This is a genomic window from Rhodococcus sp. NPDC056743 (assembly GCF_042790355.1).
Lineage (GTDB): Bacteria > Actinomycetota > Actinomycetes > Mycobacteriales > Mycobacteriaceae > Rhodococcus_F.
The window spans coordinates 14214-40433 of sequence record NZ_JBHTZI010000003.1 but is presented as its reverse complement, the minus strand read 5'-3'; the positions used below and the strand labels follow the sequence as shown (position 1 = coordinate 40433).

Sequence of the window (26220 nt, the reverse complement as noted above, 5' to 3'; positions counted from 1 at the left end):
TATTTCGGGCAGGATTCAACAAATAGTCACTCGAGAGCCATTGATACACAGCAATATTCGACGCTGATGATGTCCAGCCCGAGAATCTTCGGTGGTGCGTTTCCAGTTGAGCCGGAACCACCAGAGCGCAACCGCGACTCTGTCACATCGTTGCGCCCGCAGCCTCTTGCTCGTCGAAGCCCGCAAACATGTCAACAAGTCCTTGCGGTGAATTCTCACTGAAGAGAATCTCGAGACTCTCAGCAGATTCGGCAGCAGCCCTGGCCGCTCGCGGAAATAGGTCTGCTTCGTAGCCAGCGAGAGCAGATTCGATGTCACCGGAGTTCTCACTGACGGCTAGTGCGAGCAAAGCACCGTCGTACATCGCAAGATTCGCGCCTTCACCGGCAAATGGGGACATCACATGCGCGGCGTCACCGAGGAGCGTGACGCCCGGGACTCGCTCCCAGGAATGCCCGATCGGGAGGGCTACGATTCGGCGCGGAGTCAAGCCGGTGTCGGCACGGGCAATCAAGTCGCGAAGGGAGTTGTCCCATCCGTCGAGCAATCGGAGGATCGCACTCGTTGCGGCGGGGACATCAGCGAAATCGATCGAGTCGACCCAGTTCTCGTCGGCACGAACACCGAGGTAGCTGTGCAGACTCCCATCACTTTCGCGGTGGCCCAGGATTCCGACGTTTCCACGGAATGCGAAAAGCATGCCGCCGCCCATAACCGCAGCAGCGGACGTGTGACGTTGATCAGCGTCGAGTAAGTCCGCTTCGATAAAGGAAATCCCGCTGTACGTCGGCCAAGAGTCGGAGACGAGCAACCGGACTTTCGACCAGGCGCCATCCGCACCGATGAGGAGGTCGGTGGTGATGCTCTCACCATCCACAAAAGAGACCTCGTGGCGGCCGACAATGCCCTCGACTTGACGGATTCGGGTGACTTTGTGTCCCCAATGGATAGCTTCGTCGGGCAGAGAATCTATGAGCATGTCGCGGAGTTGGCCGCGGTCTATCTCGGGTCGCGAAAGAGCGCCGCCATCAGCCTCTTCGCGAAGGATGGTTCCGGTGTGGTCGAGTATGCGCATTGCTTCGCCACCAGGGTGAATCAACGCAGTGAATGGTTCCCACAAATCGGCGGCGTGTATGGCCTTCTGGCCGTTGTGGTCATGAATATCGAGCATGCCACCTTGGACTCGGGTGTTGCGGCTGGGTTCAAGTTCGAACACGGCCGATGTGATGCCGTGAACGTGGAGGACGCGGGCGGCGATGAGGCCACCGAGTCCCCCACCGATAATCGCAATGGGATGGTGAATAGTCATGATGCTCCTCGAAAAGTAGTGTCAGTCAGGTCAATTCATGGTGGTGAACGATGTCGGAGTGGCCGCAATGCCGGCAATGAGCGCTCGTATCGACCACGTCATACGTTCGGTGGGTGTACCGCCGAGAATCGCGTCGGCGTGCGCTGCGATGCTGGGAAGCTTCTTGGCATCGGCGGTGCGAACCGCCAGCACAAGACCTTCCCATGCAGCCTCGTCATCGACTGACGAATCGATATCACTCGAACTGGGAGTGCTGTGCTCGGCGGCAGCCGCGGTGGCATTCTGCAGAAGTAGATCTGCACCCCATGCCGCACGCGCGGGATCAACCCCGCCGTCGATCAAAAGCCCGAGCACCCGATCGAATATCCGGAGCAAATTCGGGCCGGACGGCCGAAGCACAAGCGCCGATCTCGCCAGACCTGGAAATGCAAACAGAACGTCTGCGTAGTCGCGCAGAAGCGCCACCAGCCGATCTTGCCAGTCTCCTTCCGACGGCATATCAACTGATCGAATGAGCTCATCGAGGACGCCGCCATGCAGTTCGGCAGTATTCGCGACATAGACATACAGTGCGGAAGGACCAGTATCGAGCGCCTGCGCAACACGACGCATGGTCGCCTTCTCGAGACCCTCAGCGCGCACGATCTCGATAGTTGCGGCAATGATCCCTTCTCGAGAAAGTGCAGGTTTAGCCGGTCGCTCACGGCGGCTGCGCTTGGGAGTTGACATACCGAAACCGTACACGAACATGTTCGTTACGAACATGTTCGTCAGGTCAATTTGCTGGTCAGACGAAATCGGTACCTTGCAAAGCAATCTACCGGTTGCTACCTTGCTGTACATGAGTGTGGTGGAACGACGAAGCCTTATCCTCCGTGGAGTGCTGGACCTGTGCCTTTTGTCGCTCCTGCAGGATCGTCCGGTCTACGGCTATGAGCTCACCGAACGCCTCGCCGAACGTGACTTGCTCGTTTCCGGAGGTTCGTCGTATCCCCTCTTGGCTCGACTGGAGCGCAATGGACTCGTCCATTCGGAATCGCGCCCCTCCCCATCGGGTCCGCCCCGCAAGTACTACTCCCTCACGCCGGAGGGAATAGGTGCACTCGAATCCGGCCGGGACGAATGGCGCGATGTGTCTGCCAACGTCACTTCCCTTCTGGAGTTCGCCGTCACCGACGCAACACGAAGGGCGCAACAGTGAACACAGCCATCGATTCACCCACCAATTATGTCCCGACCGACAATGTGCAGCGGCGCGCGCTTCTTCGCACGGCAAACAGAATCTGGAGAAATGCAGCAGTTCGATCTGCCGATCGCAAGACACTCGTGGCCGAGCTGGACAGCGAGCTCAATGGAGCCCTTGCCGAAGGACTTGATTCCACCTCGGTGGTCGGCGAAGACGCCGCGGGAACCCTCCGGTCGTGGGCGGACGAGCGCGAAATGAGTGGCCGCGCAATTCGATTGGGCCTGATCATTCCGGTTGCACTACTCGCAGTTGCAATCGGCCTGAGTGGCACACTGCTAGGACTCGCAGCGGCTTTCGCCAATATCTATAGCGACAGCCCCGGACCGTTGGTGTTACCTCTCTATGCGACGAGCGGCGCTCTGGCGTATCTGTGTGCAGTCCTGCGCGTCTGGGTGGCCCTTCGACGATGCGACGATCCGCACGCTGCCACGACAGCGAAACGGCTGGCGGTCGTTCTACCGATCGGGGGGCGTTCTTGCTGTGGCCGGCGGAGTAGGCACAGCCTGGCTGTTGAATTTCACCACTACAGCGTTCACATTAACGATGGTGATTGCCGTCGTAGTCCTTGTCCTGGCACTTACCGTGGCTGCAGCCCGCCACCTTGCCCTCGCACAGAGCTGCCGCGCTGATCAGGAGCAACAACAACCGAGCTGATCCGGTCCACTTCCGCACCAGGATGCAGACGTTCACGGATACCAGCGAGCGATTCGTCATCCAATTCGACGTCCCGCATCGTTATGGCCCAGTCGAACTCAGGAGTCGACCACCGATGAAGCACACCAACCCAACCTGGAATCCAGTCGAGGTCCGACCGACGACGCCGCGCTAAATTACCACCCTTCAGCCCGGCCTCGAAAGCGCCAGAGTCTTCGTCAATCGTGTATATCCGTTCGGGGGTCAGATCCATCGGAACCCGAACGCCCAAAGCCTGATTCGTAACTTCCTGTTCGAACCATCGACGCTTCTCACGCTCGCGCTTCTCGTGTTCTGCCATCCGTCGACGCTTGAGCTCCTCATCACTGACCGAAGGCCCAGTCCAGAGGAAAAGATCGTCATTCAATTCGCCGCCGAGAATAACCTCGGCGAATGAATACGAATACCCGACAGCATCGACGCGCTGCTCCAGGAACATGCCGGTCTCGGCGTCGATCACAAGCTGCATCGGATGGGGCTTACGTTTTGGTGGTGCCAGTTCGATTGCCCAACAGTCTCTCCCGAGGTAGGTCACTTCTTCGGGAGATCCCGTCGGCCGAGTGAAGTCGTCACCGATCCACTCGGTTGCACCGCGACGGTTCAAGAGAAACTGTGCAGATCCGAGATATCGAACATCGTTGGCGGCCCCCACCCGAGGCGGATCCTGATGTCCGGAAAAGTCCCAAGCCACCATGCCATCGGAGATGAACACCGGCACACCGCTGGAGTTTTCCACCCGCAACTTACGCCCGTGCCGCCAGATCCGAGAGCCGTCCACTGCACCGACAAACATCGGGTCTGCACCTACGACAGCGAACGATTCAGCTCCTGTCGAACTTCCCTCAGCACGTTCGACCACTGTGCCCCGCATCGGCAGATCTGGGCCGTCGGTGATCGTCTGCAACACTTGCGTCCACGTGACCATATGCTCACGTTACGGGCGCGACGGCGATTGCGCCGCTGGATCGGCGCGAAACCGGTTCAGGCGAAACCGAGTTCGCGAACGGCGTTTCGTTCTTGTTCGAGTTCGTTCACCGAAATATCGATGCGAGCACGCGAGAACTCGTCGATCGACAGACCCTGAACAATGCTGTACTCGCCGCCGGCGCAGGTGACGGGGAACGACGAGATCAGGCCCTCGGGAACTCCGTACGAACCATCCGACGGAACCGCCATTGACACCCAGTCCCCTTCGGCTGTTCCACCGATCCAATCGCGGACGTGATCGATCGACGCACTTGCCGCGCTGGCAGCCGACGACGATCCACGAGCTGCGATAATCGCGGTACCCCGCACCTGCACCGTCGGAATGAAATCGTTCTCCACCCACTCCCGATCCCCGATCACGTCGAGCGCCGGCTTGCCCTCGACCGTCGCGTGAGACAGATCCGGGTACTGGCTCGCGGAGTGGTTACCCCAGATCGACACCTTACGAACGGAGGACGCCGCCGCGCCGGTCTTCTTGACCACCTGAGCGATAGCGCGGTTGTGATCGAGCCTGGTCAACGCGGTGAACCGTACGTTCGGAACATCGGGAGCGTTGTTCATCGCAATCAGCGCATTGGTATTGGCGGGATTGCCCACCACAAGCACCTTCACGTCGGAGGCTGCGTTGTTATTGATCGCCTTGCCGTGTGCCGTGAAGATCGCGCCGTTGGCACTAAGTAGATCGGCGCGTTCCATCCCCTTGCTGCGCGGGCGAGCACCCACCAACATCCCGACGTTCGCGCCGGAGAACGCAACGTCGGGGTTGTCGGTGATATCGATGGAGTTCAGCAACGGGAAAGCGCCGTCTTCGAGCTCCATCGCCACACCATCGGCAGAGGACACCGCAGAAGGAATTTCGAGCAGTCGCAAGCGAACGGGAACATCGGGCCCAAGCATGTCACCTGCAGCGATACGGAAAAGTAGTCCGTAGGCGATCTGACCCGATGCTCCGGTCACCGTGACGGTTACTGGCGAAACACTCATTGCCGACTCCTCCACTTGCCGTTCTGCTTTCACTTCTGCGAACGACTTCCACGCTAGTCCAGCAAACCCGCCACTTCGTGGTCCGTGAGTGTGGTTCTCGGCACTCTGCCCGTTGCGCTCACCAGCTCCACAGCCCGGTACAGTGGCCGCTCCGCCAAACCGGCACCACGCGCTTCCGCGCGCAGTTGTTCGATCAGTACTGACGACAAGGCTGCTGCCGGCACCAGCTCACTCGACGCCAAAGCGTCGGCAAGCTTACGGAGCGCAAGGATTTCCAGCTCGCGCCCGCCACCGGCGGTGTAGAGAGCAAGAGGAATTCGAACGCTGGATCGCGCGTCGGTCAGCTTCATACTGACTTCGCTGATCCGCCCGGTGCGCACCATGAGTTCGGCAGTGACCACCTCGGCCGCGTCGACCTCACCGGTCCGGAACCCCGCCTGCGCGCGAATCCTTTTGCCGTACAACGTGATGTGGCGGCGCAAGGTCATCAAGATCGCAAGCGACGTCGGCACGGCGATGATGAAGCCGACCAGCAGCGCGACTGTCGCCGAAGCAAATACGTTGACAATCAGCCCGACGACAACACCGAGCACAACCACCACGACGGCGATCCGCTTGAGCCTCGGCGCAATCAACGCGATCGGGACGAGGTCAAGCGAAACCGGTTCTACATCACGAGACAACGAGAGTCCCGAGCCTGCCGACAATCTCGTCGAGCGACACCGACTCCTGCTCACCCGTCGCCAGGTGCTTGAGGACAATGACGCCTTCTTCGAGTTCACGCTCACCCAGGACAAGGGCAAAAGCTGCGCCGGACTTGTCGGCAGCCTTCATCGAGCCCTTGACCCCGCGGTTCCCGTACGCCAGATCGACGCGAATGCCGTTGCCACGCAACTGATGCGCAATCGCCACCAGCTTGGCCTTGGCTTCGGATCCCATCGGCACACCGAACACGTCGACTCGGGCAGGCGGAGCGACCGACTTGCCCTCGGCTTCGAGCGCCAACACCGTGCGGTCGACACCGATACCAAAACCGATGCCGGACAACGGCTGTCCGCCCAACTGCTCCATCAGGCCGTCGTAACGACCACCGCCGCCGATACCGGACTGCGCGCCCAGACCATCGTGGACGAACTCGAATGTCGTCTTCGTGTAGTAGTCGAGGCCACGAACCATGCGCGGATTGACGACATACGGAACACCCAACGCGTCGAGGTGGCTCAGGACCTCGTCGAAGTGCGCCTTGCAGCTGTCAGACAGGTGATCGAGCATGAGCGGCGCGTCAGCCGTCATAGCTCGGACGTCGGGACGCTTGTCGTCGAGGACGCGCAGCGGATTGATCTCGGCGCGCCGACGGGTTTCGTCGTCGAGAGGCAACGCGAAGAGGAACTTCTGCAGCAGTTCACGGTACTGCGGACGGCAGGTGTCGTCGCCGAGCGAGGTGATCTCGAGACGGAAACCGTCGAGGCCCAACGAGCGGAACCCGGCGTCGGCAATCGCGATGACCTCGGCGTCGAGCGCCGGATCGTCGATGCCGATGGCCTCGACTCCCACCTGCTGCAACTGACGGTAGCGACCTGCCTGCGGACGCTCGTAGCGGAAGAACGGACCGGCGTAGCTGACCTTGACGGGAAGCGTCCCGCGGTCGAGGTTGTGCTCGATCACGGCCCGCATGACTCCGGCAGTGCCCTCGGGACGGAGGGTCACGGAACGATCGCCGCGATCGGCGAACGTGTACATCTCTTTGCTGACGACGTCGGTCGACTCGCCCACGCCGCGGGCGAACAGTGCGGTGTCCTCGAAGATCGGCAATTCGATGTGGCCGTATCCGGCCAGACGTGCGGCGCGCGTCAAACCGTCACGGACGGCAACAAATTCAGCGGATTGCGGCGGAACGTAATCCGGGACGCCCTTGGGTGCAGAGAAGGTGCTGGCTTTACTCACGAGTGGTTACTTTTCCTTATTTCTGTCCGCTGAGTCCAACGAGAAACGGATTGGAGCTTCTTTCGGCGCCGATGGAACTGTTGTCGCCGTGTCCGGGGAGGATGACTGTCGCGTCGTCGAGGATCAAAAGTTTCCTCGCGACCGAATCGAGCAACTGCTCGTGGTTGCCTCCGGGGAGGTCACTTCGCCCGATCGAGCCCTGGAACAATGTGTCGCCGGTGAAGGCCAGGTCTACGGGACCTTCTGCTGTGCCCGCTCGAGTGCGGAAGACCACAGATCCCTGCGTATGGCCCGGCGTGTGATCGACCGCAAAGGACATTCCGGCGAGTTCGAAAGAGTCCCCGTCGGACAATTCGATGACCTCGTCCGGTTCGACGAAGGACATGTCCTTGATGAAGTCCTTCATCGTCGGCCCGATTCCGCGAGCGGGGTCGGTGAGCATGTAGCGATCATCCGGGTGGATGTAAGCGGGTGCCGCGTACCGCTCGCAGACCTCGCGCGCAGACCACATGTGATCGAGATGCCCGTGCGTCAGCAGCACAGCCGTCACCGACATGTCTTTGGAGTCGAGAAACTCGAACAGCGGCTCAGCAGCATCCTGACCCGGATCGATCACCACGCACTCGCAGGCATCGTCCTGAGCGAGTATGTAGCAGTTGGTCTGGAACATCCCGGCCGGAAAACCAGTCACGAGCACTTGAGGTAACTCCTCTTCGAAGGGCGAATCAGGCAACACGGTGTCACGTACAGCCTAAAGCTGCTGCCCCGCCAGTAAGTTCTCAGGTTGCAGTGGGAGACTTTCCGACAACTGAACTTATACCGACCAGACGCAGATCCACCCGTGAATATGGAGGACTCCAGCAGTGCCGAGTAACGAGCAGCGCCGCCAGGCGGCAAAACGCAAGCTCGAGCGTCAGCTCGAACGCCGCGCCGAGCGGGCGCGCAAGCGCAAGCAAATGACAATCGTCTACACGGCCGCCGGCGTCGTCGTGGCTATCGCCGTAGTCGCGGGGATCGTCCTCCTGACCCGAGGTGACGACAGCAGCACCGAGAACACCGCCGACGACGCCACACCGACGTCGGAACAGACTGCCGCTGCCATGCCTGCCGGATTGCTCACGCCTCTGGCGGACACAGTCTCCTGCTCGTACACGCCCGCAGGCACTGCGGCCAAGCCGAGCAACCTGCCGAACACCGACGGCATTCCCACCACCGCCCCGGACGCGACGCCGAGCATCAGCATGGAGACGTCGCAGGGCAATATCGGCCTCATCCTCGACGGAACGAAGTCTCCGTGCACGGTCAACAGCTTCGTCAGCCTCGCGGGTCAGAACTACTTCGACGCCACCACCTGCCATCGCCTGACGACGAGTCCTTCGCTCGAAGTCTTGCAGTGTGGTGACCCGACCGGCACCGGATCCGGTGGACCCGGCTACCAGTTCGAGAACGAGTATCCGACCACAGCGTTCGACGCCGCAGATCCCGCCGCGCAGTTGCCGGTGACGTACAGCCGCGGAATGGTTGCGATGGCCAATGCCGGCGCCGGCACGAACGGCAGCCAGTTCTTCCTCGTCTACGGCGATTCGCAGCTTCCGCCCAACTACACCGTATTCGGCACGATCGACGAGACGGGGCTCGCGACGCTCGACAAGATCGCGGCGGGTGGTAGCACTCCCGAGGGCGACGGCAAGCCGAACCTCACCACCGATATCAAGACTGTAAGGATCGACTGATGAAGCGCACGTCCATTCTGATCGCGGCCGTTGGTGCCGCCGCCCTCGTCCTCGCCGGATGTTCCAGTAACGACTCCGAGCCCGATTCAGCCTCGTCGAGCACTCAGTCCAGCGCGAAGTCCACCACGAAGGCGGCGCCCCTGGACATGTCGCAGTTCGAGCAGTTGCCTGCCGTTCCGGCGCCCGACGGTGCCACGGTCGATTGCACCTACGCCCCCGCAGCGGGCGCAGCAAAAACGGTTGACACGCCCACTTCCACCGGCGTCCCCGCCGAAGCCACGGTGACCGTTCAGCTGACCACCACTGCCGGCCCGATCGGCATGGAACTCAACCGCACCGCTGCACCGTGCACCGTCAACAGCATGGTCAGCCTCGTCGAGCAGAAGTACTTCGACGACACCCCGTGCCATCGACTCGTCACCAGCCCGGGCCTGCAGATCCTGCAGTGTGGAGACCCTTCGGGCCAGGGCACCGGCGGACCGGGATTCGCCTTTGCCAACGAGTACCCGACCACCGTGTATGCCGAGAACGATCCGGCGCTGTCGCTGCCCGTCGTCTACCCGCGCGGCACCCTGGCGATGGCTCATTCGTCACAGCCGGACAGCAACGGTAGCCAGTTCTTCCTCGTCTACGACGACTCACTTCTCCCGCCCGACTACACCGTTTTCGGGACCATCGACGACGCCGGTCTGGCAACCATCGAGAAGATCGCCGCCGACGGTGACGACGGCGGCATGGGAGCTACCGGTGGCGGTGCTCCGAACACCCCGATCTCCATCGAAACAGCAGTAGTCGCGTGATCTGACGCCTCAAAAAGGGCGGTGCGAGATTCGTCTCGTATCGCCCTTTTCTGTTTCGTAATGCCGGCAACCAGGAATCATCACTGCATGAGAATCTTGATTGCGACTGCCAGTAAGCACGGATCTACTGCGGAGATCGCTGAGCAGTTGGGCCGCGCGATCACGACGGGTTTGCGGGCACGGAGTATCGAGCCTCAGGTCGAGGTCAAGAAAGCACACGACGTCGACACCGTCGACGGTTATGACGCCGTCGTTCTCGGCAGCGCAATCTACCTGGGGAAATGGCTCAAGGATGCCACCCGTCTGGTGGACCGCGATCTCGATGCCCTGCAGAAGCGTCCGGTGTGGTTGTTCTCGAGTGGCCCCATCACCCCTGGTGACAACGCGGACAATCTCGAGTGGATCAACACCCCGTGGGCGGTTGAGCACCACATGTTCGGCGGCAAACTCGATCGGTCGGTGCTCTCGTTCACCGAGCGCATTGCGACACGCGCGGCAAAAGCAACGGAAGGCGATTTCCGGTCACCGGACGATATCGACGCCTGGGCCGAGAGCATCTGCACGACCCTCGCCGCTAACCGGAATCGGTAAGGGTCGAAGGACTCAGACAAACGACCGGCGCCGAGCGAGAAATCTGCTCGGCGCCAGTCGGACGGTAGAACTTACGACGCCGACGTCACTCGATACACGTCGTACACGCCTTCGACATTGCGGACCACGTTGAGAACATGGCCGAGATGCTTCGGGTCGCCCATCTCGAAGGTGAACTTGCTGATGGCAACTCGATCACCGGACGTGTTCACCGACGCAGACAAGATGTTGACCTTCTCGTCCGCCAACGCCTTGGTCACATCGGAGAGCAGGCGGTGACGATCGAGCGCCTCGATCTGAATGGCGACCAGGAACACCGACGACGCAGACGGCGCCCATTCGACGTCGATGATCCGCTCGGACTGGTCGTGCAGCGAATTGGCGTTGGTGCAATCGGTGCGGTGCACACTGACCGCACCGCCGCGCGTCACGAATCCCAAAATGGAATCGCCCGGCACCGGTGTGCAGCACTTGGCCAGCTTTGCCACCGTGCCCGGAGCACCGGGAACCAAGATGCCGGAGTCGCCAGTGCTACGAGTACGCACCGGCATGTTCGACGGTGTCGACCGCTCGGCGAGTTCCTCTTCGACCGCGCCGACGCCACCGAGATGAGCCACCAGACGCTGTACGACGTGGTGCGCACTGACCTGGCTCTCACCTACCGCGGTGTACAGAGCCGAGACGTCCGGGTACCGAAGCTCGTGCGCGATCGTGCTCATCGACTCGGCATTCATCAAGCGCTGCAACGGAAGTCCGACGCGTCGCACTTCCTTGGCGATTTGATCCTTACCGGATTCGAGGGCTTCCTCGCGTCGCTCCTTCGCGAACCACTGACGAATCTTCGCCTTGGCGCGCGGGGAAACGACAAACGACTGCCAGTCGCGGCTGGGACCGGCGGTGGCTGCCTTCGACGTGAAGACTTCCACCACCTCTCCGTTGTCGAGCTTGCGCTCGAGGGCGACCAGACGTCCGTTGACACGGGCACCGATACAGCGGTGACCCACCTCGGTGTGCACGGCGTACGCAAAGTCGACCGGCGTCGAACCGGCAGGCAGAGTCACGACGTCACCCTTGGGGGTGAAGACGAAGATCTCCTTGACCGCGAGGTCGTAACGCAGCGACTCGAGGAACTCCCCCGGGTCGGCCGCCTCACGCTGCCAGTCGAGTAGCTGGCGCATCCACGCCATGTCGTCGACTTCGGCGATGTCGCCCGCGTGCTTACCCTTGGTCTCCTTGTACCGCCAGTGCGCGGCGATACCGAACTCGGCGGTCCGGTGCATGTCCTGCGTACGGATCTGGACCTCGAGAGGTTTGCCCTCCGGACCGACGACCGTAGTGTGCAGCGACTGATAGACGCCGTACCGCGGCTGTGCGATGTAGTCCTTGAACCGCCCCGCCATCGGCTGCCACAGCGAATGCACAACACCGACGGCCGCGTAACAGTCACGGACCTCGTCACACAGAATGCGGACGCCGACAAGGTCATGGATGTCGTCGAAGTCGCGACCCTTGACGATCATCTTCTGATAAATCGACCAGTAGTGCTTTGGCCGTCCTTCGACCACCGCGTTGATCCGCGACGCCGACAGCGTCGAGTTGATCTCGGCCCGCACCTTCGCCAGATAGGTGTCTCGCGACGGCGCGCGATCAGCAACCAGACGCACGATCTCGTCGTACTTCTTGGGGTGCAGGATCGCGAACGACAAGTCTTCGAGTTCCCACTTGACTGTTGCCATACCCAGCCGATGAGCAAGGGGCGCAATAACTTCGAGGGTTTCTCGCGCCTTGCGGGCCTGCTTCTCCGGCGGCAGGAAGCGCATGGTCCGCATGTTGTGCAGGCGGTCGGCAACCTTGATGACCAGCACCCGGGGATCACGCGCCATCGCGATGATCATCTTCCGGATGGTCTCGCCCTCGGCGGCCGTCCCCAGAACAACCTTGTCGAGTTTGGTGACACCGTCGACCAGGTGCGCAACTTCGTCACCGAAATCGCGCGTCAACTCTTCGAGGGAGTACCCGGTGTCCTCCACCGTGTCGTGTAGCAATGCGGCCACCAACGTGGTGGTGTCCATCCCCAACTCGGCCAGGATGCTGGCAACAGCCAACGGGTGCGTGATGTAGGGATCGCCGGACTTACGACGCTGACTGGCGTGCCGTTCCTCCGCGACGTCGTACGCGCGCTGGAGAAGCGCCAGATCGGCCTTCGGATACAGCTCACGATGCAAACTGACCAGCGGTTCGAGAACCGGGCGGATGGTGGCATTGCGCTGCCCCGTGATGCGCCGAGCGAGGCGAGCACGAACGCGGCGAGACGCCGACGCCGGTACGGCCGCACTTTGACCGATCCGATTGCCTGCTGTTTGCGACGAAGCAGAACTGTCGTCCGGAACACCGGACTTCGATGGTGTCGTATCCGAAGTCGGGTTGGTACCCGACTCCTGCGACACTGCACCCGAGTTCTGTGATCGATCAAGATTCGACGTCATGTCGCCACCTCCTACCACCGAGTTGGTTGAGGCAACCGCCCTGCAACGGGAAATTGCCCTGGAGGTCTACCAGACCCCCAGGTGCCAACTTTAATACTCAGACCTTGACCAGGGATGTCAGTGGGTACTTTACGAACCGATCTCGGCCCCGAAGTTCCTCGATCTCGAGTACCACCGCAACCGCGACGACGTTGGCGCCGGCCAATTCCACCAACTGCACGGCTGCTTCCAATGTCCCTCCGGTAGCCAGAACGTCGTCGATGACCAAAACATTCCGTCCGGTGAGATCGAACCCGTTTGCCGGAATCTCGAGCGTCGACGAACCGTACTCGAGGCTGTACGAACGTGAGAGAACGGGTGGCGGCAGTTTGCCCACCTTGCGCACGGCAACCACACCGGCACCCATTCGAGCCGCGGCACCGGCTCCGAGGAGGAAACCACGCGCGTCGACGGCAGCAATCGTATCCACATCGGGCGCACACGCAATCAACCCGTCGAGAACAGCACTGAATCCTTCCGCGTCGGCGAACACCGGTGTCAGATCTGCAAAGCGCACACCCGGTCCCGGAAAATTGTCGGCCCACCTCGTCAACCGGACAACAGCATCCGACGCAGCCAGATGCACTGCTGTCAGTTCGTCAGACGTCATCTCTGTCCCCACACTGATTTCGTTCGAAATCGTCATCTACGTAATACCCATCTGTCCATGTTCCAGCCGCTGGCCGATCGAGTCGGATTGGCCACCACAGCACTCATTCCCTGAGCGACGGCAACAGTTCGCACCTGATTGAACAGAGGAATAGTAGGCACCTGCGTCCACAGGATATTCTCCGCCTCCACCGACAGTCCCAATTGCGCAGCTATTCCTGGGTCGGTGTCCAACTGGTCGATGATCTGATCAACCCGCGCGTTTCCGTAGTCGCCGAAGTTCGAGGAGTTCCCGGACCTCAGTGCTCCGCGCGCGTCGATCATATCTGCCATGCCTGCCGCGCCCGCCTGGCCCGCGGTACCGGCCAAGACCGCGTCGACGCCGCCCGTGCGCAGCGCGTCCGGTGTGAAATCCGGGGTGCTGACGTCCTCGATCGTGACGCCGGCCGGTTCGCACGCTGCCTTCACGTCGGCCACTAGCTGGGACCGCACCGGGTCCGGTGCGAGGTATCCGACGCGTACGGTCAGCGCGTCCAATCCGGCTTCGGACAACGAGACCTTGGTGGCTGCGACATCCGCCGCACCGTATCGATCGCCGTCGGTCGCCGCAGCGTCGCTGTACACCAGCGAATCCGGAACCACCAGACGCGAATCCACGGTTCCGGAACCGACACCGACTGCCGGTGCATCAGGCGTGCGTCCGTACTGCTCGAACAACGTCGATCGAGGCACACAGTGCCCGAATGCCCGCCGGGCTGCATCGTCGCCGAGAACCCCCGACGTCGACAAGATGAACTGCTCGATGGACCTCGACGGAATCTGCTCACTGGTGAAACCGGACAGCGAACTGAGGTCACCCGCTGAACCGGAACCCACGTCGATCACTTCGATCGATTGATCGACAGCATCCTTGGTGAGGTCCACGCCGCGGGGCCACACCACGATGCGGTCAGTGGCCGGCGCATTCCCCCACCACCGCTCGTTGGCAACAAGCACCAGTCCACCGTCTTCGGTGTAATCCTCGACGCGGTACGGGCCAGAGGACGGCAACACCGCCTTGTCCAGCTGGCCGGGGGTCATGTTCCACCCGGTGTTCCAGAAATCGGCGATCTTCGTCAGCGCCTCGGTGTCATCCGAGTTCACCGCCGACACCAAGTCGGGTACGCCGGCGCGTTGCATGGCGATGTGCGACGGCATCAACGCAGTCGCCCCGAACAGCGACCGCCACTCGGTGAATGCGCGTCCAGGCTTGAACACGACGGTTGCATCTTTTGCACCAGGCTGGCACTCGACCCGGTCGATATCGGCGTATCCCAACGTGTTCGCCACGTCGAACATCGGCAACTCGGCGCCGTCGACAGTTTTCGTGAATCGGCCACTCGACGCAGCCCACGTGAGAACCAGGTCATCGCAGGTCAGCGGTACACCGTCGGAATATACGGAAGACGGATTGAGCGTGTACGCCACCGTCAATGCCTCGCCCGGCAACTGCGCTGCGGTGCCGATATCGGTATCCGATACCGGTGCACCGATCGGACCGGTGAATGTGAAGCCCGGCAGCACCCGACTGAGCGCTGCCATCGTTCCCGAGACAGCTCCGGCGGCCGTATTGCCGTTGTACGTGGTGATCGTGTTGTCGATTGCATAGCCGATGGACGGAGCCTGCTCGGTGGTGTTCTCCGAGCAGGCCGCCAACGAACCTGTGACCACCGCGGTGGCAGCAACAAACGACAGTGAGCGAACTACTGCTCGCCTCGCTTGGAGCATGATCAGTGAGCCTTCTTTTTTCGCTTTCCGGTCGGCCGAGCGCCAGGCGCGGGAGCAACTGCGGCACGTTGTGTGACCGATGCTCCGGCTCCGACAGATTCTGCGTCCTTGGCACCGAGACCCTTTTCAGCAAGCGTAGCCCGGCGGGCGAGAACCTTACGGGTGTGAACGGCCACAGGTCCCCACCGTTCCTTCATCGACACGAGGAGCGGAGTCGCGAAGAAGATCGACGAGTACGCGCCGACGATGATGCCCACCAACTGGACGAGCGCGAGGTCCTTGAGCGTGCCGACACCGAGCATCCACACCGCGACCACCATCAAGGCGATCACGGGCAGCACACTGATGACCGTGGTGTTGATCGAGCGCATGAGTGTCTGATTGACGGCAAGGTTTGCCTGTTCACCGTACGTACGACGCGTCAGATGCAAGATTCCTCTCGTGTTCTCCTCCACCTTGTCGAACACGACGACGGTGTCGTACAGAGAGAAGCCGAGAATAGTGAGCAGACCGATGACCGTCGCGGGTGTGACCTCGAAACCGACGAGTGCGTAGATACCCGCTGTGACAATGATGTCGAAGAACAACGCGATAATCGCGGCTACCGCCATGTCTCTCTCGAAACGAATCGCGATGTAGACACTCACGATGACCAGGAAGACGATCAGCGCGATCAAGGCCTTCTGGGTGATCTGGCCACCCCAGGTCTCACTGACGTCGGCAAAACTGATCGCGCCGATGGACGGATTGCCGTCCTTGTCCTTGGGCTGGAACTCGTCGAACAGAGCCGTCTGCAGCGTGTTGACCTGCTGCGCATCGAGTGTTTCCGAGCGAATCTGCACCGTCGCGCTCGAACCCGAGCCCACGGTCTGCACACTCTCCGGTTCGAAACCGAGAGCTTCGGAGTACACAGTTTCGACCTGCGATGTCTCGACGCCGTCTCCGGCCGGGAACTGGATGCGCGATCCACCCTCGAAATCGATACCGAACGTGAAACCGCGGATCAGCATTGCCAGCAGTGCGATCGCTACCAGCGCGCCGGTCAGGCCGTAATAGAACCGACGCTTGCCGACAACCTCGAATGCACCGGTGCCGGTGTACAAGCGCGAGAGCAGACCGTGCTTGGGCATCGAAGCCTGGTCGACACCGGAATCGGCTGTTACGGAACGTGCTTCGATGTCCGCCGAGGATTCTCCGGCAGAGTTGTTGTTGGACTCACTCATGCTCGTGTCTCCTTAGCCGACGCAGCGGCGGCAACCTTACGTTCGCGGGCAACCTCTTGGACTGCTCCCAATCCGTTGACGCTGGGCTTGGACCAGAACGCCGAACGGGAAGCCAGGTGAACCAGAGGCCACGTCACGAGGAAGACCACGACGACGTCGAGGATGGTGGTCAGGCCGAGAGTGAACGCAAATCCGCGCACCTGACCCACCGCCAGTGCGTACAGAACGGCGGCCGCGATGAAGCTCACCGCGTTACCCGAGAGGATGGTGCGGCGGGCCCGTGCCCAGCCGCGAGGAACTGCGGAACGGAAACTGCGCCCCTCACGCATTTCGTCCTTGATGCGTTCGAAGAACACGACAAACGAGTCGGCTGTCATACCGATACCGATGATCAGACCCGCCATACCTGCAAGGTCGAGGGTGAATCCGATGTACCTGCCCAGCAGCACCATGATGGCGTACACCATGACACCCGAGAGAACGAGGGACAGCGCGGTCAGCACGCCCAGCATTCGGTAGTAGACGAGGCAGTACACGAGCACGAGAACAAGGCCGACCGCACCCGCGATCAACGCTGCTTCCAGAGACGCCAGTCCGAGCGTCGCCGATACCGTCTCTGCTTCCGAGGCCGCGAACGAGAGCGGCAGCGAACCGTACTTCAGAGTGTTCGCCAGTTCCTTCGCGCTTTCCGCGGTGAAACTACCGGTGATCGAGGTGGCGCTTCCGGCGGGCGTTGCGCCCTGAATCGTGGGCGCGCTGACAACCTTCGAGTCGAGGACAAAGGCTGCCTGCTTGCCGATGTTCGCCGAGGTGAACTGTGCCCAGGTGTTGCTGCCAGTGGTTTTGAACGACAGGCTGATCTCGTGGCGTGACTGCTGGGAGTTGAACACTGACGACGCGTCCGAGATTTCCTGGCCGTCGATGATCGAGGGACCGAGAAGGTAGATGTATGCACCGTCCTGGGAGCACGCGACGAGGGGAAGGGTCGGGTCGTCGTTGCCACGCAGCGGATCGGCCACGGAGCAATCGAGATTGGCGACGGCCTGCTCTTGAACAGTGGGATCGGTGCTCTGACGCAGCGCTCGCGCAGCGGCGATCTCGGCTGCGGCGGCGTCACCCGCTTCTGTGGAGTCAGTCGGAGCGGCCGGTGTCGCAGGCTCCGCACTCGGCGTTGCTTCCGATGTTGCCGGTGCACTCGTTGGCGGTTCCTGCGCCAGGAACGGACGGTTCTGCGGAGTCTGCGTTTCCGTTGTCGGAGCCTCGGTAGCCGGAACTTCGGTAGCCGGGGCCTCCGTTGCGGGCACGTCTGCCGCCGGCGTTTCGGCGCCAGGAGTGAGCGTCGTGCGATTGGCGTCGCGTGTGGCTACGTCGATCGCTCCGGTCACTGGACGGATGTACAGACGAGCCGTCTGACCCAACGACCGCGCCTGTGCGCTGTCGTCGCCTGGCACCGTGATGACGAGGTTGTCACCGTCGATGACAACCTCGGATCCGGACACGCCGAGCCCGTTGACACGGGTCTCGATGATTTCCTGAGCCTGCTTCAAACTGTCCTGGCTGGGCGCGCTGCCGTCCGGCGTGCGCGCAGTCAGCGTGACACGCGTTCCACCCTGCAAGTCGATACCGAGCTTCGGTGTGGCCGATTTATCGCCAGTAAAGAACACCAATGCATACAGCGCCACGACCAGGACCCCGAACAGGGCCAGGTAGCGGGCTGGATGCACCGTTCCGGTGGAAGGTGCCACGATCTTTAAGTCTCCTCATTAGGTGCCGGACGTGAGCGGTCCACGACCGCTCGAGTTGCGCCGTTCGAACGTGCGGCGATGCGTTAACTACACAGTAACTCTAGAGCAGGGTCACGACGTGATGGCGTTCAGGAATCCTTGGTGAGTCGAATCTCGGTGTCAGCTGCCGATTCTTCGAACTCGGAAGACACGTCATCGTCGTCACTGTAATCCTCGACAACGTCACTGACACGCTCGCGGATAACCAGACGCGACCACGTGGTGATGACGCCGGGTGCGATCTCGAGTTCCACGGTGTCGTCGTCCATCGACGCGATGGTTGCGTACAGGCCGGCCGTGGTCTGCACACGGTCGCCCACCTGCAACGAATCCTGCATCTCGGCAGTTGCGGCCATGGCCTTCTTCTGCTTACGCATGCCCAGGAACATCGGCACCAGCAGCGCGAGGATCAGGAGGGGGAAAAGCAAACTCGACATGTGTTGATCAACCTCGGTTTTGTAGCATGTTTTTCGCCACGCGGGCCCCGGATGGACCTACGCAAGACACCAGTGTGCCACTACTTCCTTAGGAATCCCGACAGTTCGCCTCTAACGGGAGGCGCTGACAACGAGAATTCACTCTGCGTCGGGGTCGAACAACGATGCCTGTGGTTCCCTTGCCCGGACCTCGATACCGCCCGCAGCGGCGTCCGGTGGCGGCGTCATGCCGAGCTGCTTCCAGGCCGCAGCCGTTGCAACACGACCGCGAGGTGTCCTGGCGATCATGCCGGCACGAACGAGAAACGGCTCGCACACCTCTTCGACCGTCGACGGTTCCTCACCGACCGCAACCGCCAAGGTGGACACTCCCACCGGGCCGCCACCGAACGAACGCACGAGCGCACTCAAAACCGATCTGTCGAGACGATCCAATCCGAGTTGGTCGACGTCGTAGACGGCCAGTGCGGCCTGCGCGACCTCGATAGTCACGATCCCGTCTGCACGCACTTCGGCAAAATCTCGCACTCGCCGCAGCAACCGGTTGGCGATACGCGGCGTCCCCCGCGAACGTCGAGCGATTTCGGCACCGGCATCGACTTCGAGATTCACGCCGAGAATGCCTGCAGATCGCATCAAGATCTGTTGCAGCTCATCGGGTTCGTAGAAATCCATGTGCGCGGTGAAACCGAAACGATCTCGCAGCGGACCGGTCAGCGCGCCGGATCGGGTAGTCGCGCCGACGAGGGTGAACGGAGCAACTTCCAGCGGAATCGAGGTAGCGCCTGGCCCCTTGCCGACCACGACGTCGACACGGAAGTCCTCCATCGCGAGGTACAGCATTTCCTCGGCTGGACGGGCGATCCGATGAATCTCGTCGATGAAGAGAACGTCGCCCTCCACCAGGTTGCTCAACATCGCCGCGAGGTCACCGGCGCGCTCGAGGGCCGGACCTGACGTCAGGCGAAGTGAAGAACCCAGCTCACCGGCGATGATCATCGCCATCGACGTCTTGCCGAGTCCGGGCGGACCGGACATCAGAATGTGATCGGGAGTGCCACCGCGCATCTTTGCCCCGGTGAGTACCAGCTGCAATTGCTCGCGCACGCGCGGTTGGCCGATGAAATCGTCCAGGCTCTTGGGACGAAGACTGGCCTCGACCTCACCGTCCCCCGCCACCAATTCAGCGCTGACCTGTGACTCGTCCTCGAAGTCGTCGATCGGGTCGAAATTCATCGAGTTTTACCGAGCAGCGAGAGAGCAGATCGAAGTGCGACGGACGTGGTGGCGTCGGGTGTTTCCGCGAGCACGGAATCCGTCGCTTGCTCGGCCTGCTTGAGCGGGAACCCGAGCCCTTCCAGGGCTTCGACGATCTGATCACGGATCGCATTGGCCGCGACGGCCCCCGATACCCCAGCGGTCGCAGGTACGGCGTCGACCTTGTCACGCAGTTCCACAACCATACGTTCGGCGCCACGTTTTCCGATGCCGGGAACCCTCGTCAACGCGGTGAGATTGCCTTCGGACAGGGCGCGTCGCAGCGCCTCCGGTTCGAGCACCGCCAGCGTGGCCATCGCCAGGCGGGGGCCGACGCCCGACACCGTCTGGAGCAGGCTGAACAGATCCTTGGATTCGAGGTCGGAGAAACCGTAGAGCGTCATCGAATCCTCACGCACGATCATCGTCGTGAATAGCCGCGCCTCACTCCCCCGGTGCAACGCGCCCAGCGTCACCGGTGTTGCGTTGACGCGATAACCGACTCCCGAAGCCTCGATAACCGCATGGTCGAGAGCTATGTCGAGTACCTCGCCGCGAACCGACGCGATCATCGTGAACCTGCCTTCTTCGTGGTCTCGGCCAATTTTGCCTGATACTTGCGCATCTGTTCCGCTGCCATTGCCTCGGCGCGGGCCATTCGTTCGATCATGGGCGCCCGCCAACAGTGGCAGATCGCGAGCGCCAGGGCGTCTGCAGCATCGGCGGGTTTCGGGGCGGCTTTCAAGTTGAGAATTCGCGTCACCATCGCGGTGACCTGCGCCTTGTCTGCGGTTCCACTCCCGGTGACAGCCGCTTTCACCTCGCTGGGCGTGTGAAAGAACACCGGAATGCCGAGCCGCGTCGCTGCAACCGCAACAACGCCACCAGCTTGCGCAGTCCCCATTGCCGTACTGACGTTGTGTTGCGCGAACACCCGCTCGATAGCAACGACGTCAGGTTTGTACTGCTCGATCCACAGGTCCGCCGCATCCGAAATTCGGAGCAGGCGGGGTCCGAGTTCCATGTCAGCGGGCGTACGCACCACGTCTACGGCAATCGGACGCACAACTCTGCCGTTGCTCCCATCGACCACACCCAACCCACACCGGGTCAGGCCTGGGTCCACTCCGAGCACGCGCACTTTGGTCACACCTCTCCACACCGAACAGCTGTTCGATAGCTTAGCGGTGCGCGGGCGAACTACCGACATCAACACGCAACCCGGCCGCGACGATTACCGTCGCGGCCGGGCTGAGGTATGACTGCGCCTGAACTAGTCGGCGTCGAGTGCTGCAAGAACCTCGTCGGACAGATCGATGTTCGTGTAGACGTTCTGCACGTCGTCGGAATCCTCGAGCGCGTCGACGAGCTTGAAGATCTTACGAGCGCCGTCAACGTCCAGTGGAACCTCTACGGATGCACGGAAGTCGGCTTCAGCGGAGTCGTAATCGATTCCCGCTTCCTGCAGGGCGCTGCGAACCGCGACAAGATCCTGTGGCTCACACACGATTTCGAAGGTCTCACCGAGATCGGTGACCTCTTCTGCGCCGGCATCGAGAACTGCCATCAACACGTCGTCCTCGGACTGCCCGTTCTTCTCGAGCGTCACGACGCCCTTGCGAGCGAACAGATAGGAGACCGAACCCGGATCGGCGAGGTTGCCGCCGTTGCGTGTCATCGCGGTACGAACTTCACCAGCTGCACGGTTGCGGTTGTCGGTGAGGCACTCGATCAGAACGGCAACACCGTTGGGCCCGTAGCCCTCGTACATGATGGTCTGCCAGTCCGCGCCGCCAGCTTCTTCACCGGCGCCGCGCTTGCGCGCACGCTCGATGTTGTCGTTGGGGACGGACGTCTTCTTTGCCTTCTGAATGGCATCGAACAACGTGGGGTTGCCCGTAGGGTCGCCACCGCCGGTTCGTGCCGCCACCTCGATGTTCTTGATCAGCTTCGCGAAGGATTTGCCACGACGGGCGTCGATCACAGCCTTCTTGTGCTTGGTGGTGGCCCATTTTGAGTGGCCGCTCATGCGATTCAAGCCCCTTTCCTGCTGTGTTGCGCACGCCTAATGCGCTTCTTTCAGCTCTGACGATGTTACCCGTCCCACGTCGCCACGTGCTGCATCCCCCGCGCACTAATTCGCCAAACACGACATTGTTTGCATAGAATGCAAACATGTTGATTCGGATAGATCACGCCTCAGCGAAGCCTCTCGCCGATCAGATTGCGGCCGGAGTGCGCGGGGCCGTCATCCGCGGCGAAATCGGTCCCGGTGATCGACTGCCGTCTGCCCGCGCCCTCGCCGAGTCGGTCGACGTCAATCTGCACACTGTCCTGCGTGCATACGCCGCATTGCGCGACGAGGGCCTCATCGATCTACGACGCGGCCGCGGTGCCGTCATCCGCGCCGAATTCGATTCCGGTGCAACAGCTCTCCACGAATCGGCGCGAGAGTTCGTCCGCCAGGCCCGCAATCTGGGTCTCGACACAGCCCACATGCTCGACCTCATCAAGGAGACCAGCACACAATGACGATCAGCAAGGTCCGACTCTGGACCGTAGCCTCGTTGACCTTCGTCCCCACGGCCGCGCTCATCGTGGCACGTCTGGCGTGGGGGGATCGGCTTCCGCCCACCGTCGCCAGTCACTGGTCCGGATCGACCCCGGACGGATTCGCGGCAACCACAACATTCTTCGCCATCACGCTGGCCGTGTCGTTGATCGCCTCCGTCGTGGCCGCCGCCACCGCGATTCGTACGAGCGACTCCGCTCCCCTACTGCTGTCCGTCACAGCCACCGCAGGCGCGACGTCCGCGACGATCTGGATCCTCAGTGTTGCCCTCACGCTCGATGCGGGCACTCCCGAGAACGCACGCATAGGCTGGTGGATTGCCCTCCCCATCGCCGCAGCGATGACGGGAATCGGCGCATGGGCACTCGCCGCAGGCGACGGGGCCACTGCACAACCACCGCTCCCCACTCCGACCTTGGATTCGCCGCTGACCGCCACCGAACGGGCAGCCTGGATCGGCCGAGTCAACAGCGTCTGGCCGTGGATCCTCTCCGCCGGCCTGACCGCACTCACGGTCGGCACCGCCGCGTACTCCGACTGGTGGGTAGCTGCGATCCTGCTCGCCGCCACGGCTTTGACCGCGGCCTTCGCATCCGTCACGGTCCGAGTGGATAATTCGGGGCTGAGCATCAGCTCGTGGGGCGTTCGGTGGAAGAAGATTGCCATCACCCGGGTGAAGTCCGCGTCAGTCGACACCATCCGTCCGTTGGAGTGGGGTGGGTACGGCTACCGCATCACTCCGCGCGGCACGGCGGTCACGCTGCGCTCCGGCGAGGCAATCGTACTGACTCTCGAGACCGGGCGCGTTTTCGCCGTCAGCGTCGATCACCCGGAAGATGGTGTTCGACTCCTCAATTCACTGGTTCAGTCAAGTTAGGGTGGCGATCAACTAGCAAACAGTGCGGCAGCGGCGTTGCCTGCGAGATAGAATCCGGCAATTCCGAACACCCATCCGATCGCACTGTCGCCGTAGCGAGACATCAACGAATCCACCTGGCGCAGCGGCTTGTCCAGGCGGTTCCCGGCCACGACCCGACCGCACAGAAGAATGACTGCCGGTGCGGCCATGATCAGGCAGTAACCGGCAAGTATCGACGCCGACATGACTGAGGACAGCCCAGCAGCTGTGATCATCGCGATCGCCGCCAAGTAGGGCAGCATCGTCACCAATTCGGCGGTTCCGGCTGCAATGGCCAGAAGTACGACGCTTCTCGCCGAACGACTCGAATCGAGTACCCGCTCCCGCCAGGCGTGAATTCGATCGGCCTGACCGGATGTGCGCCGCTTTTCGGAGTCGAATCGAAAACTCAACGCGAACAACGCGATACCAAGAATCAACTGGGCACCGCGGGCTGCGGGAGTGTCGAGAAGCGGCGCGACAACCGGCATGGCAACGCGGGCCGTCGTCCAGATTGCCACCCCGACAACAAAATAGAACGTCGTGATGACTACCAGGTAGGTCAGCAGACTGCGAACCTGCGGCCGTCCCGGTTTCAACAACATCCACACGGGAACGACCAACGTTCCGATGCTCGTACTATCCAGCAGGGCGAGGCCGCCCAGGGTCGTGAGAAGGACGAGGTCCACGTCAGTCGTGTCGACGCTCGGGTGTCACCGTGTCCCTCGTCCGGACTGCGTTCACGATGTCGAAAGCACCGATGATCGCCAAAATCACCCCGAGTGGCCCGCCGCGAAACCAGAAGAACTCGGCGTCACGCGCGAACAGCCACAGACAAGCGCCACCGACGACGAGGAGAATGCCGATCATCAACTCGAAACGAATTTTCATACCTCGAGCGTGTCTTCTCGCTCGGATCCGCACATCAGCCGTCGGAACAACGCCGACCTCATCATTTGGTATGACAAGTCAGACGCCCTGATGTGCTCTGATAAGTCTGTGGTGACCAGAAGTCGGGGTGTCGGCAAGTGGAACGATCCGCTCATCGCTATCGGCCTGTTCGCAATCGGGGTACTTCTCTACCTGGTCGGCCTGTACAAAATGTGGACCGATGTCGGAGGTGTCGCCGACGTTCCCGTCGGGGTTCGGATCGGGATGCTGGCCCTGCTGTGTGCGATCGACTCGTTTCGACGGGTGCGTCCGGCAACGGCCTTGGCGGCGGGTGCCGTCATCGTCGCGGTCGACGCCGCCCTTGGCCCCACTCTGCCGATGTGGTTGGTCCTCTCGGATCTCACCTACGCCGCAGTTCTGTACGGGACGGCGCGGCTGGGCCGAGTGGTGTGTTCTCTGACCGCAGTGACGGTTGCCGCGCTCACCGCACTCGTTTACCTGTCCACCCAGGACGTCCGCGCTGCGGCTGGGGCGGGCGTCGTGACCGCTCTGTTCTTCGGTACGCCGGTGTGGTGGGCACTGGTTATCCGTCGACACGTCGAACTGACCGAGGCCGAACGCGAGCGTTCCAGAGTCCACGAAGCACTCGCCGCTCTGGACCGCGATGCCGCGGTCGCTCACGAACGCGCGACCATGGCGCGGGATCTGCACGACGTGATTGCAAGCCACCTCTCTGCCATCGCAATCCACTCGGAGGCCGCACTCTCCTCCACAACACTGTCCGGTCGTCGAGGTGATCCCGACGATGGCCTGCGCGAAATGATCGGGGCGATCCGATCAAGCAGTCTCGCGGGCCTTTCCGAGATGCGATCGATGATCGAACTACTCCACGCCGGGGAAGACGAGACCCCGGACCCGCGTTCCTCTCCCCCGAGGCTGACCGAGTTGCCCGTCGTCCTGGACGCTATTCGGGCCGCCGGCAGCACCGTGCAGGTTGCGATCGACGTCGATGCCGCCGACCTGCCGAGCGTGGTCGATCACACGGCGTTTCGGATCACTCAGGAGGCGTTGACCAACGCACTCAAGCATGCACCTGGTGCGCCAATCTCGATGTCGATCTCTCTCCAGCACAAGGTATTACAGATCGAGATCCGAAACCCCGTCCGTCGCGACATATCCAGTCCGCGGGCAAGAACGCGCGGACTTGCAAACATGCGTCATCGTGCCGAACTGCTGGGTGGTTCACTCGACGCACTTCCGGTCGACGGACAATGGACTGTATGCGCGCAGCTACCAGTCCACGCACCGAACGGAGCGGATCGGTGATCACCGTCGCCCTGGTCGACGACCACGCCGCGATCCGCTCCGGCCTGTCGATGATCCTGCGACAGCACGACGACATCGATGTCGTTGCGGAAGCCGGAGACGGCGCGTCGGCGATAACCGTCACCCGCACACATCAACCCGACGTCGTGCTGATGGACATCCGAATGCCGGGCACTGACGGCATCGAAGCGACACGTCAGATCATCGGTACGACCCGCAGCCGCGTTCTGGTGTTGACCACCTTCGACCTCGACGAATACGTCTTCGCAGCTCTACGCGCCGGTGCATCGGGCTTCCTGCTCAAGACCGCAACAGCGGACGAGCTGACCAGCGCCATCCGCAATGTCGCAGCCGGCGATGCAGTGCTCGCTCCCCGAGCCGCACGCGCACTGATCGGCGAATTCGTTCAGCGCACCCCCAAGCCTGCCGAGCCGCTCGGACTGAGCGAGCTCACCGATCGTGAACGCGAAGTACTCGTTCTCCTGGGAATGGGTCTGTCCAACGCCGAACTGTCGCGTGAACTCGGTGTCGGTGCGCCGACGGTGAAGTCGCACGTGTCGCGAGTTCTGTCGAAGTTGCACCTCACCTCGCGCGTCCAGGCGGCGATCCTTGCCCGAGAACTGGAGCTGTGAGGCTCGGCCGAC

27 protein-coding genes are annotated in these 26220 nt (G+C 61.9%); 8 read left to right on the top strand and 19 right to left on the bottom strand.

All coding sequences use genetic code 11. The features are described 5' to 3' along the window. Positions 1 to 142 precede the first annotated feature (142 nt). Entirely contained in the window at positions 143 to 1309 is a 1167-nt protein-coding gene (locus tag ACFRFQ_RS07630; protein WP_378655213.1) for an FAD-dependent oxidoreductase, read from the bottom strand. Positions 1310 to 1339: 30 nt separating this feature from the next. Continuing rightward, positions 1340 to 2038, bottom strand: coding sequence for a TetR/AcrR family transcriptional regulator (locus ACFRFQ_RS07625; protein WP_378655210.1), 699 nt, complete (start codon positions 2036 to 2038; stop codon positions 1340 to 1342). 112 nt (positions 2039 to 2150) lie between these two features. Between ACFRFQ_RS07625 and ACFRFQ_RS07620 the strand changes: the two genes are divergently transcribed. Further along, positions 2151 to 2510, top strand: coding sequence for a PadR family transcriptional regulator (locus tag ACFRFQ_RS07620; protein WP_378655207.1), 360 nt, complete (start codon positions 2151 to 2153; stop codon positions 2508 to 2510). A 622-nt stretch (positions 2511 to 3132) separates the two neighbouring features. Here the strand turns inward: ACFRFQ_RS07620 and ACFRFQ_RS07615 are convergent. The 5 genes from ACFRFQ_RS07615 to ACFRFQ_RS07595 are packed head-to-tail and all read right to left on the bottom strand — an operon-like array spanning position 3133 to position 7860. After that, positions 3133 to 4173: a hypothetical protein gene (locus ACFRFQ_RS07615; RefSeq protein ID WP_378655204.1), complete on the bottom strand. Its 1041-nt coding sequence runs from the start codon at positions 4171 to 4173 to the stop codon at positions 3133 to 3135. A gap of 56 nt (positions 4174 to 4229) precedes the next feature. After that, on the bottom strand, positions 4230 to 5219 hold the full coding sequence (locus ACFRFQ_RS07610; protein WP_378655201.1) for a malate dehydrogenase: 990 nt from the start codon (positions 5217 to 5219) through the stop codon (positions 4230 to 4232). Positions 5220 to 5272: 53 nt separating this feature from the next. Continuing rightward, complete coding sequence (locus ACFRFQ_RS07605) at positions 5273 to 5902, bottom strand: hypothetical protein (RefSeq protein WP_378655199.1); 630 nt, start codon at positions 5900 to 5902, stop codon at positions 5273 to 5275. Next, complete coding sequence (hisS, locus tag ACFRFQ_RS07600) at positions 5892 to 7163, bottom strand: histidine--tRNA ligase (protein WP_378655196.1); 1272 nt, start codon at positions 7161 to 7163, stop codon at positions 5892 to 5894. The genes ACFRFQ_RS07605 and hisS overlap by 11 nt, the downstream gene beginning before the upstream one ends. A gap of 16 nt (positions 7164 to 7179) precedes the next feature. Beyond that, entirely contained in the window at positions 7180 to 7860 is a 681-nt protein-coding gene (locus ACFRFQ_RS07595) for an MBL fold metallo-hydrolase (RefSeq protein ID WP_378655193.1), read from the bottom strand. A gap of 166 nt (positions 7861 to 8026) precedes the next feature. Between ACFRFQ_RS07595 and ACFRFQ_RS07590 the strand changes: the two genes are divergently transcribed. From ACFRFQ_RS07590 to ACFRFQ_RS07580, 3 genes are all read left to right on the top strand, one after another. After that, the gene (locus ACFRFQ_RS07590) at positions 8027 to 8896 is read left to right on the top strand and encodes a peptidylprolyl isomerase (RefSeq protein WP_378655190.1); all 870 of its coding nucleotides are present in this window, start codon (positions 8027 to 8029) and stop codon (positions 8894 to 8896) included. Further along, entirely contained in the window at positions 8896 to 9696 is an 801-nt protein-coding gene (locus ACFRFQ_RS07585) for a peptidylprolyl isomerase (RefSeq protein WP_378655187.1), read from the top strand. Before ACFRFQ_RS07590 ends, ACFRFQ_RS07585 begins: the two co-directional genes overlap by 1 nt. An 87-nt stretch (positions 9697 to 9783) precedes the next feature. Further along, positions 9784 to 10287: a flavodoxin domain-containing protein gene (locus tag ACFRFQ_RS07580; protein ID WP_378655184.1), complete on the top strand. Its 504-nt coding sequence runs from the start codon at positions 9784 to 9786 to the stop codon at positions 10285 to 10287. 71 nt (positions 10288 to 10358) lie between these two features. On the opposite strand, the gene ACFRFQ_RS07575 is transcribed toward ACFRFQ_RS07580, so the two are convergent. The 10 genes from ACFRFQ_RS07575 to ACFRFQ_RS07530 form a co-directional block, all read right to left on the bottom strand. Next, a complete protein-coding gene (locus ACFRFQ_RS07575) occupies positions 10359 to 12773 on the bottom strand; it encodes a bifunctional (p)ppGpp synthetase/guanosine-3',5'-bis(diphosphate) 3'-pyrophosphohydrolase (RefSeq protein ID WP_138868354.1) in 2415 nt (804 codons plus the stop codon). A gap of 97 nt (positions 12774 to 12870) precedes the next feature. Beyond that, on the bottom strand, positions 12871 to 13422 hold the full coding sequence (locus tag ACFRFQ_RS07570) for an adenine phosphoribosyltransferase (protein WP_260684104.1): 552 nt from the start codon (positions 13420 to 13422) through the stop codon (positions 12871 to 12873). A gap of 32 nt (positions 13423 to 13454) precedes the next feature. Beyond that, on the bottom strand, positions 13455 to 15188 hold the full coding sequence (locus tag ACFRFQ_RS07565) for an ABC transporter substrate-binding protein (protein WP_378655180.1): 1734 nt from the start codon (positions 15186 to 15188) through the stop codon (positions 13455 to 13457). Positions 15189 to 15190: 2 nt separating this feature from the next. Next, positions 15191 to 16411: a protein translocase subunit SecF gene (secF, locus tag ACFRFQ_RS07560; protein WP_378655177.1), complete on the bottom strand. Its 1221-nt coding sequence runs from the start codon at positions 16409 to 16411 to the stop codon at positions 15191 to 15193. After that, the gene (gene secD, locus ACFRFQ_RS07555) at positions 16408 to 18156 is read right to left on the bottom strand and encodes a protein translocase subunit SecD (protein ID WP_378655174.1); all 1749 of its coding nucleotides are present in this window, start codon (positions 18154 to 18156) and stop codon (positions 16408 to 16410) included. The genes secF and secD overlap by 4 nt, the downstream gene beginning before the upstream one ends. Before the next feature lie 128 nt (positions 18157 to 18284). Then, positions 18285 to 18632: a preprotein translocase subunit YajC gene (gene yajC, locus ACFRFQ_RS07550; protein ID WP_378655171.1), complete on the bottom strand. Its 348-nt coding sequence runs from the start codon at positions 18630 to 18632 to the stop codon at positions 18285 to 18287. Positions 18633 to 18770: 138 nt separating this feature from the next. Next, on the bottom strand, positions 18771 to 19868 hold the full coding sequence (gene ruvB, locus ACFRFQ_RS07545; RefSeq protein WP_378655169.1) for a Holliday junction branch migration DNA helicase RuvB: 1098 nt from the start codon (positions 19866 to 19868) through the stop codon (positions 18771 to 18773). Next, positions 19865 to 20461, bottom strand: a complete 597-nt coding sequence (gene ruvA / locus ACFRFQ_RS07540; RefSeq protein WP_138868347.1) for a Holliday junction branch migration protein RuvA — start codon at positions 20459 to 20461, stop codon at positions 19865 to 19867. Before ruvA ends, ruvB begins: the two co-directional genes overlap by 4 nt. Beyond that, positions 20458 to 21030, bottom strand: coding sequence for a crossover junction endodeoxyribonuclease RuvC (ruvC, locus tag ACFRFQ_RS07535; RefSeq protein WP_378656282.1), 573 nt, complete (start codon positions 21028 to 21030; stop codon positions 20458 to 20460). The genes ruvA and ruvC overlap by 4 nt, the downstream gene beginning before the upstream one ends. Before the next feature lie 132 nt (positions 21031 to 21162). Then, on the bottom strand, positions 21163 to 21918 hold the full coding sequence (locus tag ACFRFQ_RS07530; RefSeq protein ID WP_033234674.1) for a YebC/PmpR family DNA-binding transcriptional regulator: 756 nt from the start codon (positions 21916 to 21918) through the stop codon (positions 21163 to 21165). Between the two features lie 146 nt (positions 21919 to 22064). Between ACFRFQ_RS07530 and ACFRFQ_RS07525 the strand changes: the two genes are divergently transcribed. Together ACFRFQ_RS07525 and ACFRFQ_RS07520 are read left to right on the top strand one after the other, a co-directional pair. After that, positions 22065 to 22421 (top strand): GntR family transcriptional regulator, encoded by a 357-nt coding sequence (locus tag ACFRFQ_RS07525; protein ID WP_378655164.1) that lies wholly within the window; start codon positions 22065 to 22067, stop codon positions 22419 to 22421. Further along, entirely contained in the window at positions 22418 to 23338 is a 921-nt protein-coding gene (locus tag ACFRFQ_RS07520; protein ID WP_378655161.1) for a hypothetical protein, read from the top strand. Before ACFRFQ_RS07525 ends, ACFRFQ_RS07520 begins: the two co-directional genes overlap by 4 nt. Positions 23339 to 23346: 8 nt before the next feature. Here the strand turns inward: ACFRFQ_RS07520 and ACFRFQ_RS07515 are convergent, their stop codons facing one another. Together ACFRFQ_RS07515 and ACFRFQ_RS07510 are read right to left on the bottom strand one after the other, a co-directional pair. Then, positions 23347 to 24048 (bottom strand): GAP family protein, encoded by a 702-nt coding sequence (locus ACFRFQ_RS07515; protein WP_378655158.1) that lies wholly within the window; start codon positions 24046 to 24048, stop codon positions 23347 to 23349. Position 24049: 1 nt separating this feature from the next. Continuing rightward, positions 24050 to 24250, bottom strand: coding sequence for a hypothetical protein (locus ACFRFQ_RS07510; protein ID WP_317552994.1), 201 nt, complete (start codon positions 24248 to 24250; stop codon positions 24050 to 24052). 111 nt (positions 24251 to 24361) lie between these two features. On the opposite strand from ACFRFQ_RS07510, the gene ACFRFQ_RS07505 reads away from it, so the two are divergent. Together ACFRFQ_RS07505 and ACFRFQ_RS07500 are read left to right on the top strand one after the other, a co-directional pair. Then, positions 24362 to 25576, top strand: coding sequence for a sensor histidine kinase (locus tag ACFRFQ_RS07505; RefSeq protein ID WP_378655155.1), 1215 nt, complete (start codon positions 24362 to 24364; stop codon positions 25574 to 25576). Beyond that, positions 25531 to 26208: a response regulator gene (locus ACFRFQ_RS07500; protein ID WP_378655152.1), complete on the top strand. Its 678-nt coding sequence runs from the start codon at positions 25531 to 25533 to the stop codon at positions 26206 to 26208. Before ACFRFQ_RS07505 ends, ACFRFQ_RS07500 begins: the two co-directional genes overlap by 46 nt. The last annotated feature ends 12 nt before the right edge of the window (positions 26209 to 26220 follow it).